Source organism: Haloplanus vescus (assembly GCF_900107665.1).
In the GTDB taxonomy this organism is placed as follows: domain Archaea; phylum Halobacteriota; class Halobacteria; order Halobacteriales; family Haloferacaceae; genus Haloplanus; species Haloplanus vescus.
This window is the reverse complement of record NZ_FNQT01000002.1, coordinates 312,810-329,555: the sequence shown is the minus strand read 5'-3', so window position 1 is coordinate 329,555 and position 16,746 is coordinate 312,810. Positions and strand designations below refer to the sequence as shown.

The window sequence follows — 16,746 nt, the reverse complement described above, 5'->3', positions numbered from 1 at the left end:
ACGGGCCGATTCAGGCGAGGCGGTCGACCGCGGCGTCGACGACGGCGTCGACGGCGTCGTCGCGTCGCCCGGAGAGGAATTCGATGCGGCCGTCGCGGATGCTCGCGGCGGTGATACCCGCGTCGTCAACGAGTTCCGCGGCGTCGGCGGCCACGCCACGCACGTCGAGGTCGGCGTCGGTCCGCAGGTAGAGTTCGTCGGTGCCGACGCCGACGATGAGGTGCGCACCGTCGGCGCGACGGCGGTGGAGTTCGTCGAGGAGCAGCCCCGTCGGCGGGAAGTCGAAGCGGTGGGTGTAGGCGTCAGTGTCGAGCACTTCCACCGTCAGACCGCCCTCCTCGCGGGTGTCGACGTTGGCCGTCGCGGTGTCGACTTCCGCGTCGAGTTTCTGCCGGAACTGCTCGCTGATGTGGCCGGCGAGGCCGCCCGCGTCCTCGAACAGGAGGTCCGTGATGAGTTCGCGCTTGTCCTCGTAGGACTGGTAGTACGCCTCCAGCGCGATGGCCTCGCGGAGTTCGCGCGTCCGGTCGGCGTCGTAGCCCGCCTCGCTGGCGAGGTCGACGTACGCCTCGGGCGCGTCGCCCCAGTAGGAGACGGCGGGGAGGTGGGAGAGGTCGCCCTCCACGTCCTCGTTGACCGTCGCCGCGAGCGTGGCGGCGAGCGTCCCCGTCGAGAGGTCGCTGGCGTCGGCCCCGGCGAGGCCGGGGTTGACGATGGCGTCACAGTCGTCGGCGGCGGCGGCGTCGGCGACTTCGGCGTCGACGACGACGCGTCGGGCGCCGTAGATGCCGAGCAGACCGAGGCCGTCACTGGATTCGACGGTGCTGCCCGTGCCGACCAGCAGGACCAGCGGCAGTTTCTCGTCGTGTCGGTCGCGGTCCTGGAGCATCCGCGTCACGTCGTTGGTCGCGTCGTCCATGTCGTAGACGGAGCCCTCGAGCGGGCGCCGAGTGAAGTAGTGATACTCGGCGTCGGCCGTCGCGTACTCCTCGCGAATCAGGGGCAGGACGGCGCGCTCGATGGCCGCACCGGCGACGTAGCCGTCCGCCGTCGCGGCGTGGCGGACGACCACGGGTCGGGATTCGAGGACGGCCCGTCGGACCGTCTCCGCGGCGTCGATCAGGTCGTCGGCCACCGCGTCGATGGCGTCGTGGTCGACAAGCGGCGTCACGGCGTCGGGGCGGGCCTCGTCGGTCAGGGCGTCGGCGAGTCGGCGCTCGACCGTCGCCGCCTCGTCATCGGAGAGAATCGAGAGCGCCTCGGTTTCGACCTGCAGTTCGTCGTAGCGGAGTTCGACTTCGCCGTCGAGGCGGACGATGCTCCCGACTTCCACGTCGGGGTAGGCTCGCACGCCGGCCTCGACGAAGGCGGCGCAGTCGACGACGCCGGACGCGTCGCGGAGTTCGAAGACGGTCGGGCCGCTGGTCTGGCGGACGCTGACGATTTCGCCCTCCAGTCGCACGGTGTCGCCGACGTGGTCGTCAAGAGCGTCGACGTCGACACGGTCGGTGTCGCCGGTGGCTTCGGGTCCTGATTGCGGCTCTGTCTCCGCTTCCGCTTCGGTCTCGGCAGTCTCGTCGTCGGTCGACGCAGAGTCAGATTCGGTGTCAGCGTCGGGCGTAGATTCCGATTCAGATGCAGACTCGGACGTAGATTCCTCGGAGACGTCTTCTGCCTCGCCGTTCTCGCTCGGGGCGGGCGTCGGCGTCGTTCGGACGGGGCCGCTCTCGTCGTCGTCGCTCTCGTCTGTCTCGATGGGGTCGCCGTCGGCGTCGCCCTCGGGGTCGTGAATCCGGGCGCCGCGGAACTCGCTATCGGACTGTCGAATCGACCACGAGAGGTCGACGTTGCCGTTGTCGCGGACGTTCTTGACCTGAACGAACACCGTGTCACCGGACTCCCAGTCGAGGCTCTCCAGTCGGCGGTCGAGTTCGCTCCGGTGGAGCAGTCCCGTTACGCCGGGAGAGAGGTCGACGAACACGCCGAAGTCGGCGAAGCCATCGACCGTTCCCTTGTAGTATCGGCCCGAGACCAGTTGGTCTGGGCTGGAGCCGCGGAAATCAAACCAAACGTCTTCTTCGTGGGTGATCCAATCCATTGAGCGAATCGAACAGGCCCATCCTAAAACGATTGTCGAAACGACGCGACGCTCACAGCGTCTCGGCGCACGCTCAGATGATGTACCACGCCCGGAGTAGCGTGGCGAGGGCGTCGAAGCCGCGGAACCCGTACCCGAAGAGCAGCGCCGCGGGGAGGGCCCCGGCGAGGGTGGCCCGCCCCGTCGTCGTCCGGTGCACCGTCGCCAGACCGACGACGAGTAGCGCGGCCCCGTACAGGCAGGCCGCAACGCGGATTTTCGGGACTGGCACCGCCGCGAGCGGACAGGGCGCCGTCGCGTACGCGAGCACCTGCACCGTCTCGCTGACCCCCGCCCGGTCGCGGACGACAGCGAGCAGACAGAGCGTCTGGAGCGCGGCGAGGAGGTGGAGGGCGGCCGGCGCGATTAGGAGTGCGACCAGCAACACGACCACCGCCGCCCGGAGGGCGCTCGACGCCGGGAACTGCGCCGGCGCGAGAAGCGCCAGACAGAGCGCGTACGCGACGGCCATCACGACGGCGAAGACCAGTCCCGGCGCTTGGTCGCCGGGAGCGACGGCGTTCTCGAAGAAGCGGCGAGGGCGAACGAGCACCTCGACCCACGCGCGAGCGATGCCGCGCGGGCCGCGCTCTCGACCACCGCGGGAGTCCTCGACCCAAGTCGTCACGGGTGGACGTGTCTCGGCCGTCGATAATGGGCGTTGTGATTCACTCGCTTCGGGACTCGATGTGGGCGAATTCGACGACTCGACGCCCCAGCGTCTCGACGCGGGCGGCGAGTTGCTCGTCGGCGAAGCCGTCGTCGTCGAAGGCCGACGACGCTTGGGGGATGCCCGCGTGGTGGGGGACCACCCACGCGTCGAGCGTCCGACACACGACTCGCAGGTGGTCGAGCGCCGAGACGGGGAACCCGCCGCCCGAGACGGCGAGGAGGCCGACTGTCGCCCCGTCAAACTCGTCGCGCCCGCAGTAGTCAAGCGCGTTCTTCAGCACCCCGGAATACGAGCCGTGATAGACGGGGGTGCCGAGCAGTATCGCGTCGGCGCGGCGGACCCGCCGGGTGAAGGCCGCGCCGTCGCCTTGCTCCTCCACGTCCGGATTCAGGGGCGGCAGGTCGAAGTCTCGAAGGTCGAGGAAGTCGGTGTCGGCGCCCGCCTCGGCCGCGGCGTCGAGTGCGTGTCGAAGGGCGATTCGCGTGTGACTCCGTTCGCGCAGGCTCCCCGCGACGGCGACGACGGTGGTCATTCGTCGGGCCACGCGGCAGTCGGCGTCACCATTCTAGCCCACCGTTGACGCCGAGCACTTGGCCGGTCATGTAGCTGGCGTGGTCGCTGGCGAGAAAGCGGATGATGCCGACGATGTCCTCCGGGTCGGCGAAGCGGTCCAGCGGAATTTTGGCGCGAATCTTGTCTTGGACGCGCTCTGGCACCTTCTCCAGCATGTCGGTGCGGACGAACCCGGGCGCGACGCAGTTGGCCGTCGACCCGTGCGAAGCGAGTTCGAGCGCGAGCGTCCGCGTGAACGCGAACATCCCCCCCTTCGAGGTGGCGTAGTTGGCCTGTCCGTAGTTGCCCTGTTGGCCCACGACGCTGGAGATGTTGATGAGGCGGCCGTGGTCGGCGTCCCGAATGTCGTCGAAGAAGGCCTTGGTGCAGTTGAACGTCCCGCCGAGGTTGACGTCGATGACCGTCTGCCACTCGTCGTGAGTCATCTTCTCGAACTTGCGGTCGATGGTGATGCCGGCGTTGTTGACCAGTACGTCGACGGTGCCGAGTTCGTCGTGAATCCGGTCGGCCATCGCCGCCACCTCGTCGGGGTCCGAGACGTCGGCCTGCGCGCACAGCGCCGTCTCGCCGTTGGATTCGATTATCTCGCGCACCGCCTCGGCCTCCTCGTCGGAGCTCCGGTAGTTCACGACCACCGCCGCTCCGCAGCGCGCGAATTCGAGGGCGATAGCCCGGCCGATGCCCCGGGAGGCGCCGGTGACGAGACAGATTCGGTCGTCGAGTGGGCGCGAGTCGAGTGGGTCCAGCCTGACGGTCGAGTCCGACGACATACGTGCTACGTACGCCCGCCGGGTGTTAATTATTCCCACCCTGAGGTGGGTGGGGTCGACCTACAGGTTCGGCAAAACTGCGTCCACGTCGACGTAGTCCCGGACGAGAGCGGCGGCCGCGTCGAAGGGCGTCCGCGCGTCCGGGTCGAAGTCGGGGCGTTCCCGGCCGGCCGAATCGTAGGCGGCGTCGACGAACGCCTCGCGGACGCCGGGGTTCTCGAAGAGGCCATGGAGGTACGTCCCGGCGACAGTTTCGACGGCGGCGCTGTCGGGGCCGAGCGGTCGGTCGACCGGTGTCAGCGCACGGGTGTCACCCATGTGAATCTCGTAGCCGGACACCGACCCGTCGACGCCGGCCAGCGGTCCGGCACCGGACACGTCCCACGTCACCGCCTCGACGCGCTTGTCCGTCGAGAACGTCGTCTCCACGGGCAAGCGACCGACGCCCTCGACCACCTGCCGGTCCCCGGTCCCCTCCACGTGGGCGCCGCGGATGCGCTCACCGAGCAACTGGTAGCCGCCGCAGACGCCGACGACGGGGCCGTCGAAGGCCGCGAGTTCCGCGTCGAAGCCGGCTTCGCGGAGGGCGAGCAAGTCGTCGACCGTGTTCTTCGTGCCGGGGACGACGACGGCGTCGGCGTCCGCGAGCGACGCCGAGAGCGGGAGGTACGCCACGCTGACGCCGGGCACGCGCGCCAGCGGTTCGAGGTCCGTGAAGTTCGACAGCCGAGGCAAGCGCGGCACGCCGACAGTGACCGTCTGCTCCGGGGGCACGTCGTCCTCGCCGCGGACGCCGCCGTCGTCCGGGAGCGAGACGCTGTCCTCCGCCGGGAGTCCCGGGTCGTCGTGGGGGACGACGCCGACGACGGGCACGCCCGTCCGTTCCTCGACTTCCTCGATGGCGGGGTCGAGAATCGACCGGTCGCCGCGGAACTTCGTGATGACGACGCCCGCGACTCGCTCCGCGATGTCGTCCGGCGCGAGTTCGAGCGTCCCGACGATGCTGGCGAACGCGCCGCCGCGTTCGATGTCGGCGACGAGGAGGACCTCCGCGTCCGCGAACCGCGCCGTCTCGACGTTCGCCAAGTCGCGGTGGCGGAGGTTCGGCTCCGCGATGCTCCCCGCGCCCTCCGCGACGACGACGTCGTGGTCGGCCGCGAGCCGTCGGTAGGACGCCTCGGCGGCGTCGCGGGCGCGCTCCCAGTAGGTGTCGTAGTACTCCGCGGCGGGGACGTGCCCCACCGCCTCGCCCCGAATCACCACTTGGCTCTCGCCGTCGCCGCGGGGCTTGAGCAAGACGGGGTTCGCGTCCGTCGTCGGCGTCGTCCGCGCCGCCTGCGCTTGGACGTACTGCGAGACGCCGATTTCGCCCCAGTCGGCGTCGGTATCGCCGGCGGCGAGGACGGCCCGCGCGTTGTTGCTCATGTTCTGCCCCTTGAACGGGGTCACGTCGACGCCGCGGTCCGCGAGGTAGCGACAGAGGCCGGCGGCCACCGTGCTCTTGCCGACGTGGCTGGCCGTCCCCGCGACGAGCACGGTGTGCGCCATCAGAATTCGGTGCCCTTCCGCGCTCGCTGCCCCGCGTCGATGGGGTGGCGCTCCTTGCGGACGTTCGTGACGAGGTCGGCGTGGTCACAGATTTCGTCCGACCGCTCGTGGCCGCCCGTGAGCACGAGTTCGAGGCCGTCGGGGGCCGTCTCTATCAGGTCGACCACGTCGGCGGCGTCGACGAGGCCCCGGTTCGCGGCGTAGAGGAGTTCGTCGAGGATCAGCATGTGGACGCCGTCGTCGGCGGGGGCGTCGAGTGGGAACGGCGAGCCGAGGTCAGCGTCGTCGGCCGCGTCGACGAGTTCGCGGGCGCGCCGCAGGCCGCCCCGGGCCTTCGCGACGTGTTCGTCCTCCGCCGACTCGTCGAGGAGGCCGTGCCAGCCGTAGTGGCCGGTGTTCTCGTAGGTGAAGCCCGGGGTCTGTGCGATGGCGTTGTACTCGCCGCGGACGTCCTCGACGCTCGACGCCCCGCCTTTCATGAACTGGAGCATGTGGACGCGGTAGCCGTGGCCAGCGGCGCGAAAGCCCATGCCCATGGCTGCGGTGGTCTTGCCCTTGCCGTCGCCCCACCAGACCTGCGCGAGGCCGAACTCGTCGGGCGCCGAGGGCGTGATTCGGCGTGCTTCTGGCGTCTCGCCCTTGCCGGGGGGTCGTGTCTGTCGTTCGTCGTCGGTGTCGTCGGTCATGGGTGGTTTCGTGAGGAGTCAGCTCCCGTTCGCTCGCTCCACGAAGGCGTCGAAGGCGCCGCTCTCGGGGTGGAGGTGGCAGTAGGTGCCGAGCGTGCGGTACTCCTGCAGGCCGTCGCGGCCGTCGTCGATGCCGTCGCCGCGGACCACGTCGAACGCGAACCGAGCGTCGTCGCCCACGTCGGCGCTTGAGTAGTGGAACTCGTGGCCGCGCCGTCGCTCGTCGGCCCCGGCGGTCAGCGTCTCCCCCGTCGCCCGCAGTTCGACGTGGTCGAGCGCCTGATACCGGTCGTGCATCCGCACGTCGGCGGGCAGGACGCCGGCCATCGCGTGGGTGTCGCCCGCCGTCGTCGTCAGCGACTCGGTGAGCGCCATCAGTCCCCCGCACTCGCCGAGGACGGCCGCCCCGTCGGCGGCCCGCGATGCGATGGCGTCCAGCGTCGGGCTGTCCGCGAGCGTCTCGGCGTGGAGTTCGGGGTAGCCGCCGGGGAGGTAGACGCCGTCGCAGTCGGGGAGGGCGTCGCCGGCGAGCGGCGAGAACGTGCTCACGTCGGCACGCTCCCGCAAGCGTTCGAGCGTCGCGGGATAGGTGAAACAGAAGGCGGCGTCGCGGGCGACGGCGATTTTCGCGTCCGTTCGCTCACCGACCGTCGTCGGGTCGGGGCGCGGTGGCGTCGCCGCGGCGTCGAAGATGCGGCCTGCGCGAATCGACTCGGCCGCCTCGTCGAGTGCCGCCTCGTCGAGCGCCGCTTCCTCGCCCATCTGGAGGCCGAGGTGGCGGTCCGGAATCTCCAGCGACGAGCGCGGCGGAACCCGCCCGAAGTAGTCGAGGCCGTCGGGGAGGGCGTCGCGAATCCCCTGTTCGTGACGGCCGCCGTGGGCGCGTTGCGCGACGACGCCGGCGACGGTCACGTCGCGGCCGGCCTGCGCCGCGTACTCGCGGAAGCCGTGGGCCGTCGCGGCGACGCTCTCCATCCCGGCTTTCGCGTCGACGACCAGCACCACCGGGAGGTCGAGCGCTTCCGCGACCATCGCGGTGCTGGAACAGTCGCCGTCGTACAGGCCCATCACGCCCTCGACGATGCAGATATCGCCCTCGCCGCGGTGGTAGTTGCGGCGCAGGCCCGCCTCGCCTTCGAGCCACAGGTCGAGCGTTCGGGAGGGCGTCCCCGTCACCGCCTCGTGGTGGCTCGGGTCGATGAAGTCCGGGCCCGCCTTCGCTGGCTGGACGTCGTGGCCCTGCTCCCGAAGCGCGCGAAGGATGGCGAGGGTCGCCACCGTCTTCCCGACGCTCGACCGGGTGCCGCCGACGACGACTCCCTTCATGAGTCTGCCCGCACGACGAGGACGGAGAGGTCTGAGTACGGGGTCGATTCGCGGTCCGACCCGCCAGCCGACTCGCGTAGGTCGCCGAGGGTCGTTCGCGTCACGCGCTCGTCCGCGTGCGTCAGTCGTTCGAGGACGAGCGATTCGAGGCCGGGGTCGGCGCCGGCGTCAAGGAGGAGGTCGGCGATGTCGCCGGGCATCCAGTCGAAGGGACGCGGGAGGACGAGCAGATGCCGGTCGCCCACCGCGCCGACGAGTCGGTCCAAATCCGAGTCGAGCGCGCCGCTCTTGTGGAGCGTGACGAACTCGCTGTCCTCCATCGGCGTCCGCGCCCGACTCGCCGCCACCTGCAACGAGGAGATGCCGGGGATGACGGTCACGGGCGCGTCGACGGCGCGTTCGACCTTGCCGACGAACTGGTAGCCCGAGTGGTTCGGGTCGCCCATCAAGACGGCCGTCCCTCGGTCGCCGTCACGGACGCGCTCCGCGAAGGTATCGAGCGTCGCCGCCTCGTCGGCGTAGCCACAGGTGAGCAAGTCGGCGTCCGTCTCGTCGGCGACGAAGTCGACGACAGTCTCGAAGCCGACGACCACGTCCGCCTCGCGGATGGCGCGCGCACCGCGCCGAGTGAGGTACGCCGGATTCCCGGGGCCGATGCCGACGGCGGCGACCGAGTCGGTGCCGTCTTCGCGAGACGGTTCGGGGTCGGCGGCCGCGACGGTCGCCGGGTCCGGGCCGCTGTCGAGGTCGTAGTCGTCGCTCATAGCTCGACGTCGCCCTCGCGCACGTCGCTGGCGACGTGGATGAGTTCGTTCGCCAGCGCCGCCCCGAGGCCGCTCCCGCCGCGCGTCCCGACGTTCGTGATGGCGGGGACGCCGTACTCCTCGGCCACCTCGCGGACCCGCTTTCGGCTGTCCGCCGCCTTGACGAAGCCGACGGGCGTCGCGACGACAACGGCCGGCCGGGTGCCGTCTTCGATGCAGTCGGACAGCGCCATCGCGCCGGTCGGGGCGTTGCCGACGACGGCGATGGCGCCGTCGTACGCGCCCTCGCGGTCGAGTTCGAGGACGGAGGAGGCGGTCCGTGTCATCCCCGTCTCGGCGGCGAGTTCCGCGCCGTTCCCGATGGCCTTCCGAACGGGGCAGTCGTGCCCGCGACTCGTGATACCGGCCTTGGCCATCGTGATGTCCGTCACGATGGGCTGTTCGTCGAGGACGGCCCGCGCACCCGCCCGAACGGGGTCGTTGTGGAATCGCATCAGGTGCTGGAAGTCGGGGGAGCCGGTCGCGTGGACCGCCTTCTGTCGGATGCGGTCTTCGAGCGTCTCGTCTGGGACGAACGAGCGGACGATGTCCATGCTCGTCTCCGCGATGTCCATCGCGTCCTGTGTCGTTGCACCGAGGTCGGCGTAGTCGTCGTCAGTCATTGGAAATTGCCTCGCTGGATTCGGCCGTCTGCGCTTCGAGGTCGCCCTCGACCGAGAGGTTGATGTCTCGTATTCGGTCCTCCACGTCGGAATCGGCGTCCCATAGCCCGCGGTCGATGGCTTCGAGGAAGGTCGCCGTGATACTTTCGAGGGCCCACGGGTTCACGTCCCGAAGCCACTCCTGGCGCTCCTCGTCGAAGGCGTAGGCCTCGGCGAGGTCAGACCAAAGCGTGTCGCTCACGACGCCCGTGGTGGCGTCCCAGCCGAGGGCCACGTCGACGGTGGTCGAGAGGTCGCCCGCGCCCTTGTAGCCGTGTTCCTCCATGCTGTCCAGCCAATCCGGGTTGAGCACCCGCGCTCGCATCGTCTTTCGCACCTTCTCCTCGTTGGTGTAGATGTCCACGTTGTCGGGGTCGCTGGAGTCGCCGACGTAGGAGGCCGGGTCCGAGCCGGCAATCTCGCCGACGGCGGAGATGAACCCGCCGTGGAAGGCGTACCAGTCCGAGGAGTCGAACTCGTCCTGTTCGGCCGTGTCCTCGATTTTCACCGTCGCGTCGACGGAGCCGAGTCGGCGCTCGAAGCTGTCGTGGGCCTCCGAGACCCGGCCCCGGGACCCGAGGGCGTAGCCGCCCCACTGGACGTACACGTCGGCGAGGTCGCTCCGGTCGTCCCAGTTGCCCTCGTCGACAGCCTTGTTCGTCCCCGCGCCGTAGCCGCCGGGTTTCGTCGTGAAGACGCGGTGACGGGCCATCGTGTCGGCCTCGTCCGGGTCGACACCCTCGGCTTCGAGTTCGTCTGCCTCTTCCTCGACGTGCTTTTTCACGTAGTTCATCTCGTGGGGTTCGTCGAGGGCGACGACGGCGTCGACGGCGTCGTGAACGACGCTCGCGGCCTGCGGGAAGGCGTCGCGGAACAGGCCCGAAACGCGCGTCGTCACGTCGATGCGCGGGCGGTCGAGTTCGTCCAGCGGAATCGGCTCCACGTCGTCGACCCGGCCCGCATCGGTCCAGACGGGTTCGACGCCCATGAGCGCGAGCACCTGTGCGATGGTCTCGCCGCGGGTCCGGACCGTCGGCGTCCCCCACGCGACGACGCCGATTTCCTCGGGGTAGGACCCCTCTTCGTCGTGGTGGCGGGCGGCGACGCCCTCGGCCACCTCCCGGCCCACGTCCCACGCCGTCTTGGCGGGGACCTTCCGCGGGTCGAGCGTGTAGAAGTTGCGCCCCGTCGGCAGGAGGTCGACCCCGCCGCGGGTCGGCGCACCGCTCCCGCCCGGCGGGACGTACTCGCCGTTCAGGGCGTCCGCCGTCTGCGGAATCTCCGCCTCGGCACCTTCGACCCGTGGAGCTGCTTCCTCACAGATGAAGGCGAGTGCCTCGCGGAGCGCGTCGTGTGCGCCGCGCTTGGCGCGGGCGTCGCCGAGGGGGTCGATGTCGACGACGAGGAGGTTCATGTTCACCTCGTCGTCCGGCCCGGCGTCGGCCTCCGACTCCGGCATGTCGAAGTCGTGGCGAGCGAGCGTCTCGACGAGTTCGAGTGACTGCTCGTAGACGTGGTCGGCCGCCTCGGAGAGGTACATCCCGAGGTCCTCGTCGTACGCGCCCGGGTCGTCGAGCATGCGGTCGTAATCGACGCCGAGGACGCCCGCGACGCTCTCGCGGAGACTCGGTGCGCCGGGGTTTTCGAGGCGCGTGAGCGCGACCAGATACTCGACGAGGCGGTCGTCAGCCGGCGGTTCGCCCATCGTGTGCAGGCCCATCCGAATCTGGGTGGTCTTCACGTCCGTGAGGTATTCGTGAATCCGCTCGACGAGCGTCTCGAAGGCCACGTCGTCCGCGTCGTCGAGGCCGAGGTCGGTCGCGAGGTCGAGGTCGGCGACCACTTCCTCGATGCGCGCTCTGAGTTGCTCGCCGCTGTCGCTGCGGGCGTCCTCCATCCCGGCCTCGCGGTACTCGCGCACGAGTTCTTCGAGGTTCGAGAGGTCGTCGTAGGTGCCGGCCGAGCGCATGACCGGCGTCAGGTAGTCGACGACGGCGGCGTAGGAGCGACGCTTGGCCTGCGTTCCTTCGCCGGGGTTGTTGATGATGTAGGGGTAGACGTTCGGCAGGTCGTCGATGAGTTGGTCGGGGGCGCTCTCGCCGTTCAGGCCGACCGTCTTGCCCGGAAGCCACTCCAGACTCCCGTGGGTGCCAAGGTGGACGACGGCGTCGGCGTCGAAGTCCTCGCGAAGCCACGCGTAGAAGGCGTAGTAGTCGTGGGGTGGCTGGAGGTCCGAGTCGTGGTAGACCTTCGAGGGGTCCATCCCGAACCCGCGCGGGGGTTGGACCGTGACGAGGACGTTCCCACACTCGACGCCGGGGATGGCGAAGGGCCGGTCCGGCGGGTCGCCCCACTCCTCGACGACGTGCTCTCGGAATCGCTCGTCGGCGTCAGCGAACCACTCGCTGTACTGCTCCGGTGACACCACGTCGACGCTCAAGTCCGTCACGTCCTCGGGGGCGACCCAGCGCGAGTCGAGAGTCAACTGCGAGGTGAGCGTGTCGATGAGCGCTTCGCCGTCCGCAGGTGGGTCGTCGACGGCGTAGCCCCGCGCGTCGAGTTCGTCCAGCAGGTTGACGGTGCTCTCGGGGCTGTCGAGGCCGAACGCCGTCCCGATGCCGTCGTCGCTCGGCGGGTAGTTGTGCAGGACGACGGCGATGTCTTTCTCCTCGTTGGGCAGGTGACGGAGTCGGGCCCAGTTGACCGCGAGGCGGGCGACGTGGTCGATTCGGTCGTCGATGGGGAAGTGCTGTTTCGGCGCGCTCCCGATGCCCGCCTCGTCGTCCATGCGCTCTTTCCCGCTGATGGGATGGGTGATGACGTTGCCGTCGAACTCCGGGAGCGCGACCGAGAGGGCGAGTTCGAAGCCCATCACGCCCGTGTCGCTTCGCTCGTAGCGCGACTCCGAGCGCATCGTCGTGATGGCTTGCAGGACGGGCACGCCGAGTTCCGTGAGGAACACCTCCTCGGCGTCGTCGCCCTCGTCGCTCGCCGACCGGCCGCGTTCGCTCATCGACAGCGAGAACATGAACGAACTCACGACGGCGTCGACGATGGGGCCGTCCTCGTCGCTGAACCAGTTGCGCGCCACCCACTCGGCGTTCTCCTGTCCCTCCTCGTCGGTTGCGGGGTTACAGAACGCGGGGAGGACGTTCGCGCCCTCCGCCTCCAATCGGCGGACGAGTGCGTCCACGTACCGCGTGTTGGCGTGGGTCCAGTGGGATTCGTAGAACCAGACGCCGATGGTGGGCTTGTCGGGGTCGTGGGTCGCCAGCAACTCCTCGTAGCCGACGCTCGGGTGGTCGGGGTGATAGACGCCCTCGGTCGGCAGGTCGACGGGGTCGTCGTATTCGACGTTGAGGGCGCCGTACTCGCTCGCGAGGTAGCGACAGCAGTTGGCGATGTTGACGACGCCGCCGGAATCGAGGTAGTCGTACACCCGGTCGCGGTCGGCGTCCGCGACGCTCGTGTCCTCGAAGGCGAAGGCGTCGCCCGTCGACTTGACGACGAGGGGGACGCCCGCCTCGGCCAGACGGTCGACAGCGTGGTCGTAGCCGGGCATGCTGTCCTCCGCGCCGTGAAGCCAGAACACCACGGCCGTCGCGGATTCGACCTCGTCGACGAAGGCGTCCACGTCGGTCTCGTCGTCTAAGTCGCTCTCCGACCGAACCACGAGGTCGATGCCGTCGAGTCGGCCCGCGGCCTGCTGTACCGCGCCCAACTCGTTTTCCGTCGCCGTGTAGAGCCCGATAGTCGGCATAGTTTGATAAAGCGTTATTGGGGTACTACAAGTAAACTTTCGCATCCACATGGAGCGTCGCCCCACACCGTTCCCGGCAATTGTCGGGCAAGAGGAGCTGAAGCGGGCGTTGCTGGCCGTCGCGACCAACGACGCGCTCGACGGTCTGCTCGTTCGCGGCGAGAAGGGGACGGCCAAGTCGACGGCCGTCCGGTCGCTGACCGACCTGCTGCCCGAGCAACGCGTCGTCGCTGACTGTCCGTACGGCTGTCCGCCGGACGACCCGGAGCGACAGTGCGAGTCGTGTCGCGCGCGCGACGACGCCGAGTGGGAGACGCGCCCGGTACCGCTCGTGACCCTCCCCCTCGGCGCGACCCGAGAGCGGGTGGTCGGCACGCTGTCGGTGGCCGACGCCCTCGACGGCGACGCCGAGTTCGACCCCGGACTGCTCGCCCGCGCGAACCGCGGCATCCTCTACGTCGACGAGGTGAACCTGCTCGACGACCACCTCGTGGACGTACTCCTCGACGCGGCGGCGAGCGGCATCAACCGAGTCGAGCGCGACGGCGTGAGCGTCTCCCACCCCGCCGAGTTCACCCTCGTCGGGACGATGAACCCCGAGGAGGGTGACCTCCGCCCGCAGCTCCGGGACCGATTCGCCCTCCAAGCGACGGTCACGGGCCGCGAGGACATCGACGAGCGCGTGGCGGTCATCGACCGCGCACTCGACAGGCGCGACGACCCCGAGGCGTTCGCGGCGGACTACGAGTCCGACACCGATGCGCTCCGGGAGCGACTCCAGACGGCGCGCCGACTCCTCGACGACGTTGCGCTCCCGGACGAGTTCAAGGCCGACATCGCCGAACTCTGCCGGGACGCGGGCGTCGACGGCCACCGAGCGGACATCGCCACCGCCCGCACCGCGGTGACGCTCGCGGCCCTCGACGGCCGGACGAAGGTGATTCAGTCCGACCTCCGGGAAGCGGCCGAGTTCACGCTCCCCCACCGGTTGCAGAGCCAACCCTTCGAGGACGCGCCGGACCCCGACGACGTACTCGACGACCACTTCGACGAGGACGGCGACGGGGAGAGCGAGGACGGTGAAGGAGAGGGTACCGACGAGGGAGCGGACGACGGCGGTGAGGAGGGAACCAGCGACGACGAAGGCGACGAGAGCGAGGGCGGCGACGGGGACGACGAAGGCACCGACCCCAACGCGGAACACGGCGAGGGCGACGACGGCCCGAACGACGGCGGCAACGACACCGAGGAGTCCGATGGCGACGAGTCGGACGGCCCGACACCGTCGCCCGCGGGGGGCGATTCGGAGGGCGAAGACGCCGACACGCCGGAGGAGGGCGAAGACGACGACGCTGACGCCGACGAAGCGACGCCGCTCGTTCCGGGCCAGCAACGCGCCGACGTGGGCGACACCGAGCGCCCGCCGGTCGACGACGTATCGACCGATTCGGCCACGCCCGGCGACGGGTCGCGGGCGCAGGTCGACGCCACGAAATCGGGACGCGGGTCGCGCGTGCGAAGCGAGCGCGCGACACCGGACGACGCCATCGACGCCGCGGCGTCGGTCCGGGCCGCCGCGACGGAGGGGCGGGCGCGCGTCGAGGAACGCGACCTGCGGGCATCGGTCCGGCGCGGGAGCGGCGGAACGCTCGTCGTGTTCGTCGTCGACGCCAGCGCGTCGATGCGCCCGGCGATGCGCGAGGCCAAGGGGACGGTGATGTCGCTCCTCCGTGACGCCTACGAACAGCGCGACGGGGTGGCCTTCGTCGCCGTCGCCGGCGACGAGGCCGAGGTGCTCCTGCCGCCGACCAACAGCGTCACGCTGGCCGCCCGCCACCTGAAGGACCTCCCGACGGGCGACCGGACGCCGCTCCCGGACGGGTTGACCGCCGCCCACCGACTCGTGACGAATGCCGACGCGGACGCCACCCTCGTCTGCGTGGTGACCGACGGGCGGGCGAACGTCGCCGACGGCAGTCCGACGGGTGCGACGCGCGCGGCGGCGCGCCGACTGGGAGCCAGCGACGCCTCGGTGGTCGTCGTCGACGCCGGCGACGACGGCGCGGGACTGACGGGAATTATTCAGAACGAAACCGGCGGCCAGCGAATCCCGCTCGCCGACCTGACAGCCGAGCGCGTGGCCGACGCTGCGAGCGCGGCGCGAGAGGAGTAAGGTGTCGAAGCGACGGTCAGCCGTCGACCTGCCACGTATGCAAGCGGTGGGCGCCGCGCGTGACGCCCTCGTCGTGGTACTCCACCGGTTCTTCGACGACGGCGAGGGTGTCGTCACCGAGCGCCACCGCCGACGCGATACCCGGAATCGACCGCGAGCAGCGATGCCCCTCGCGGGCGTCGAAGAGGTGGACCGCGTGCGTCTCGGCGTCCCGGTCGCGGAAGTGCTGGGCCGCGGGGACGGCGACGAGCGACCCGGCCGTCGACACGCCGCGGGCGAAGCCGCCGACTTCGTGGGTCCACGCCACTTCGCCCTCCGCGACGGCGACGACCGTGTGTTCTCGCGGGTGGCGCGCGTCGGGGTCGCGCGTCGACTCGGCGTAGGTGTTGCCCGTGACGAAGACGGTGACGCCGTCGGCGTCACAGACGTGATTCGGGTAGGCGTAGACCGTCTCGCCGTCGACGACCTGCTCGCTCGCCAAATCGACCCGCCACTGCTCGCCGCCGTCGGCGTCGAGGCGATAGCCGTGTTTGTCGCCGTGGCTGGCGACGGCGATGCCGTCGGGAGCGAGCGCTACGTCACCGACGCGGCGGTCGCCCGCCGTCCCGGGGTCCCAGAACATCGTGGGCTCGCCGGTGTCGGCATCGAGGACGACCAAGCCGTGGACGTGCGCCTCGGTACAGCGGTTGTACGCGACGGCGACGCGGCCGGCGTCGGCGTCGAGTGCGATGGGGGAGGCGCGGGCGTGGTAGCGCCAGCGAACGTCGCCGTCCGGGTCGAATCCGAGGACGACGCTCGACCACGACCGCTCCTCGCCGTCGCGGTCGTAGCGTCGCGCGGCGGCGACGGTCGTCTCCCCGACCACGGCCACGTCGACGACGTAGGGTTGGAACAGGAGCGACGGGTCGGTCGCTTCCCCCACGTCGTCGACCGTCTCGTATGTCCACCGTCGGTCGCCCGTCGCGGCCGAGAGCGACGCGACGCGGCCAGCCGGTCCGCGTTCGCCGACGGCGAGGGTGTCCCCCCGCGCGGCCATCGAGACGGCGTAGCGCTCGGTGTCGGCCGCCGCTTCGCCGTCGGCGTCCCACACCTCGGACGGGGTCGCGGTCGGTCGGACGGCAGTCACAGCGCCGTCCGCGCCGCCGGCGAAGACCGTGCCGTCGTCGACGGCCGCCGCAGAGCGCGCCCAGTTGTGACGGCTCCCGGCGGGGGTGAGGTCGCCGAGAGCGTGCCGGCGCCAGTCGACGAGTCCGTCCATCACTCCTCGGTCGGGAACGTCTCGTGGAGCGTGTGGTGTGCCTCGCCGAGGTCGTCGAGCAAGGCGTCGGTCTGGGTGCGGAGGCGACGGACCGTGCGCTCGGCGTCACGGACGGCGACGACGCGACCCCGGAGGTACGCGCCGTCGGGGTCGTCGGTGTCCGCCTGCATCGCCTCCTCTTCGAGGTCGACGAGTGCGGCGTCGAGGTGGCGCTGGATTTCGTCCAGCGTCGAGGCGTTCGCCAGCGCCGCAATCGGGCCGTCCTCCTCGAGTTCGTCGCCGATTTCGGCTTCGGCGTGCTGTCGGACGCTCTCGTCGACGGAGCCGGTCAGGTTCATCAGTGCGAGTCGGAGTGCTTCGAGTTCAGCGCAAGCCAT

The 16,746-nt window shown here is 70.2% G+C and carries 13 protein-coding genes; 1 reads left to right on the top strand and 12 read right to left on the bottom strand.

Features of this window, described 5'->3' with window-relative positions:
• Positions 1 to 10 precede the first annotated feature (10 nt).
• The 10 genes from BLU18_RS09375 to cobN all read right to left on the bottom strand — a co-directional run bounded on the left by BLU18_RS09375 (position 11) and on the right by cobN (position 12,983).
• The gene (locus BLU18_RS09375; RefSeq protein ID WP_092634314.1) at positions 11 to 2,098 is read right to left on the bottom strand and encodes a DHH family phosphoesterase; all 2,088 of its coding nucleotides are present in this window, start codon (positions 2,096 to 2,098) and stop codon (positions 11 to 13) included.
• 73 nt (positions 2,099 to 2,171) lie between these two features.
• Positions 2,172 to 2,765, bottom strand: a complete 594-nt coding sequence (locus BLU18_RS09370; RefSeq protein ID WP_092634312.1) for a YIP1 family protein — start codon at positions 2,763 to 2,765, stop codon at positions 2,172 to 2,174.
• 40 nt (positions 2,766 to 2,805) lie between these two features.
• A complete protein-coding gene (locus tag BLU18_RS09365) occupies positions 2,806 to 3,342 on the bottom strand; it encodes an NADPH-dependent FMN reductase (RefSeq protein WP_092634310.1) in 537 nt (178 codons plus the stop codon).
• Positions 3,343 to 3,367: 25 nt separating this feature from the next.
• On the bottom strand, positions 3,368 to 4,153 hold the full coding sequence (fabG, locus tag BLU18_RS09360; protein WP_092634308.1) for a 3-oxoacyl-[acyl-carrier-protein] reductase: 786 nt from the start codon (positions 4,151 to 4,153) through the stop codon (positions 3,368 to 3,370).
• Between the two features lie 60 nt (positions 4,154 to 4,213).
• Positions 4,214 to 5,701: a cobyric acid synthase gene (locus BLU18_RS09355; protein WP_092634307.1), complete on the bottom strand. Its 1,488-nt coding sequence runs from the start codon at positions 5,699 to 5,701 to the stop codon at positions 4,214 to 4,216.
• Complete coding sequence (locus BLU18_RS09350) at positions 5,701 to 6,387, bottom strand: cob(I)yrinic acid a,c-diamide adenosyltransferase (RefSeq protein ID WP_092634305.1); 687 nt, start codon at positions 6,385 to 6,387, stop codon at positions 5,701 to 5,703. Before BLU18_RS09350 ends, BLU18_RS09355 begins: the two co-directional genes overlap by 1 nt.
• An 18-nt stretch (positions 6,388 to 6,405) precedes the next feature.
• The gene (locus BLU18_RS09345) at positions 6,406 to 7,713 is read right to left on the bottom strand and encodes a cobyrinic acid a,c-diamide synthase (RefSeq protein WP_092634303.1); all 1,308 of its coding nucleotides are present in this window, start codon (positions 7,711 to 7,713) and stop codon (positions 6,406 to 6,408) included.
• Positions 7,710 to 8,477: a cobalt-precorrin-7 (C(5))-methyltransferase gene (locus BLU18_RS09340; RefSeq protein ID WP_092634301.1), complete on the bottom strand. Its 768-nt coding sequence runs from the start codon at positions 8,475 to 8,477 to the stop codon at positions 7,710 to 7,712. Before BLU18_RS09340 ends, BLU18_RS09345 begins: the two co-directional genes overlap by 4 nt.
• A complete protein-coding gene (locus BLU18_RS09335; RefSeq protein ID WP_092634299.1) occupies positions 8,474 to 9,139 on the bottom strand; it encodes a precorrin-8X methylmutase in 666 nt (221 codons plus the stop codon). Before BLU18_RS09335 ends, BLU18_RS09340 begins: the two co-directional genes overlap by 4 nt.
• Positions 9,132 to 12,983: a cobaltochelatase subunit CobN gene (gene cobN, locus BLU18_RS09330; RefSeq protein WP_092634572.1), complete on the bottom strand. Its 3,852-nt coding sequence runs from the start codon at positions 12,981 to 12,983 to the stop codon at positions 9,132 to 9,134. Before cobN ends, BLU18_RS09335 begins: the two co-directional genes overlap by 8 nt.
• 4 nt (positions 12,984 to 12,987) lie before the next feature.
• On the opposite strand from cobN, the gene BLU18_RS09325 reads away from it, so the two are divergent.
• Positions 12,988 to 15,111: an ATP-binding protein gene (locus tag BLU18_RS09325; RefSeq protein ID WP_092634297.1), complete on the top strand. Its 2,124-nt coding sequence runs from the start codon at positions 12,988 to 12,990 to the stop codon at positions 15,109 to 15,111.
• A gap of 16 nt (positions 15,112 to 15,127) precedes the next feature.
• Here BLU18_RS09325 and BLU18_RS09320 read toward each other — a convergent pair whose 3' ends face one another.
• Both BLU18_RS09320 and BLU18_RS09315 read right to left on the bottom strand, forming a co-directional pair.
• Positions 15,128 to 16,369 carry a PQQ-binding-like beta-propeller repeat protein gene (locus tag BLU18_RS09320; protein ID WP_092634295.1) on the bottom strand — a complete coding sequence of 414 codons (1,242 nt, stop codon included), beginning with the start codon at positions 16,367 to 16,369 and terminating at the stop codon, positions 15,128 to 15,130.
• Positions 16,369 to 16,746, bottom strand: a complete 378-nt coding sequence (locus BLU18_RS09315) for a DUF3209 family protein (protein ID WP_092634293.1) — start codon at positions 16,744 to 16,746, stop codon at positions 16,369 to 16,371. Before BLU18_RS09315 ends, BLU18_RS09320 begins: the two co-directional genes overlap by 1 nt.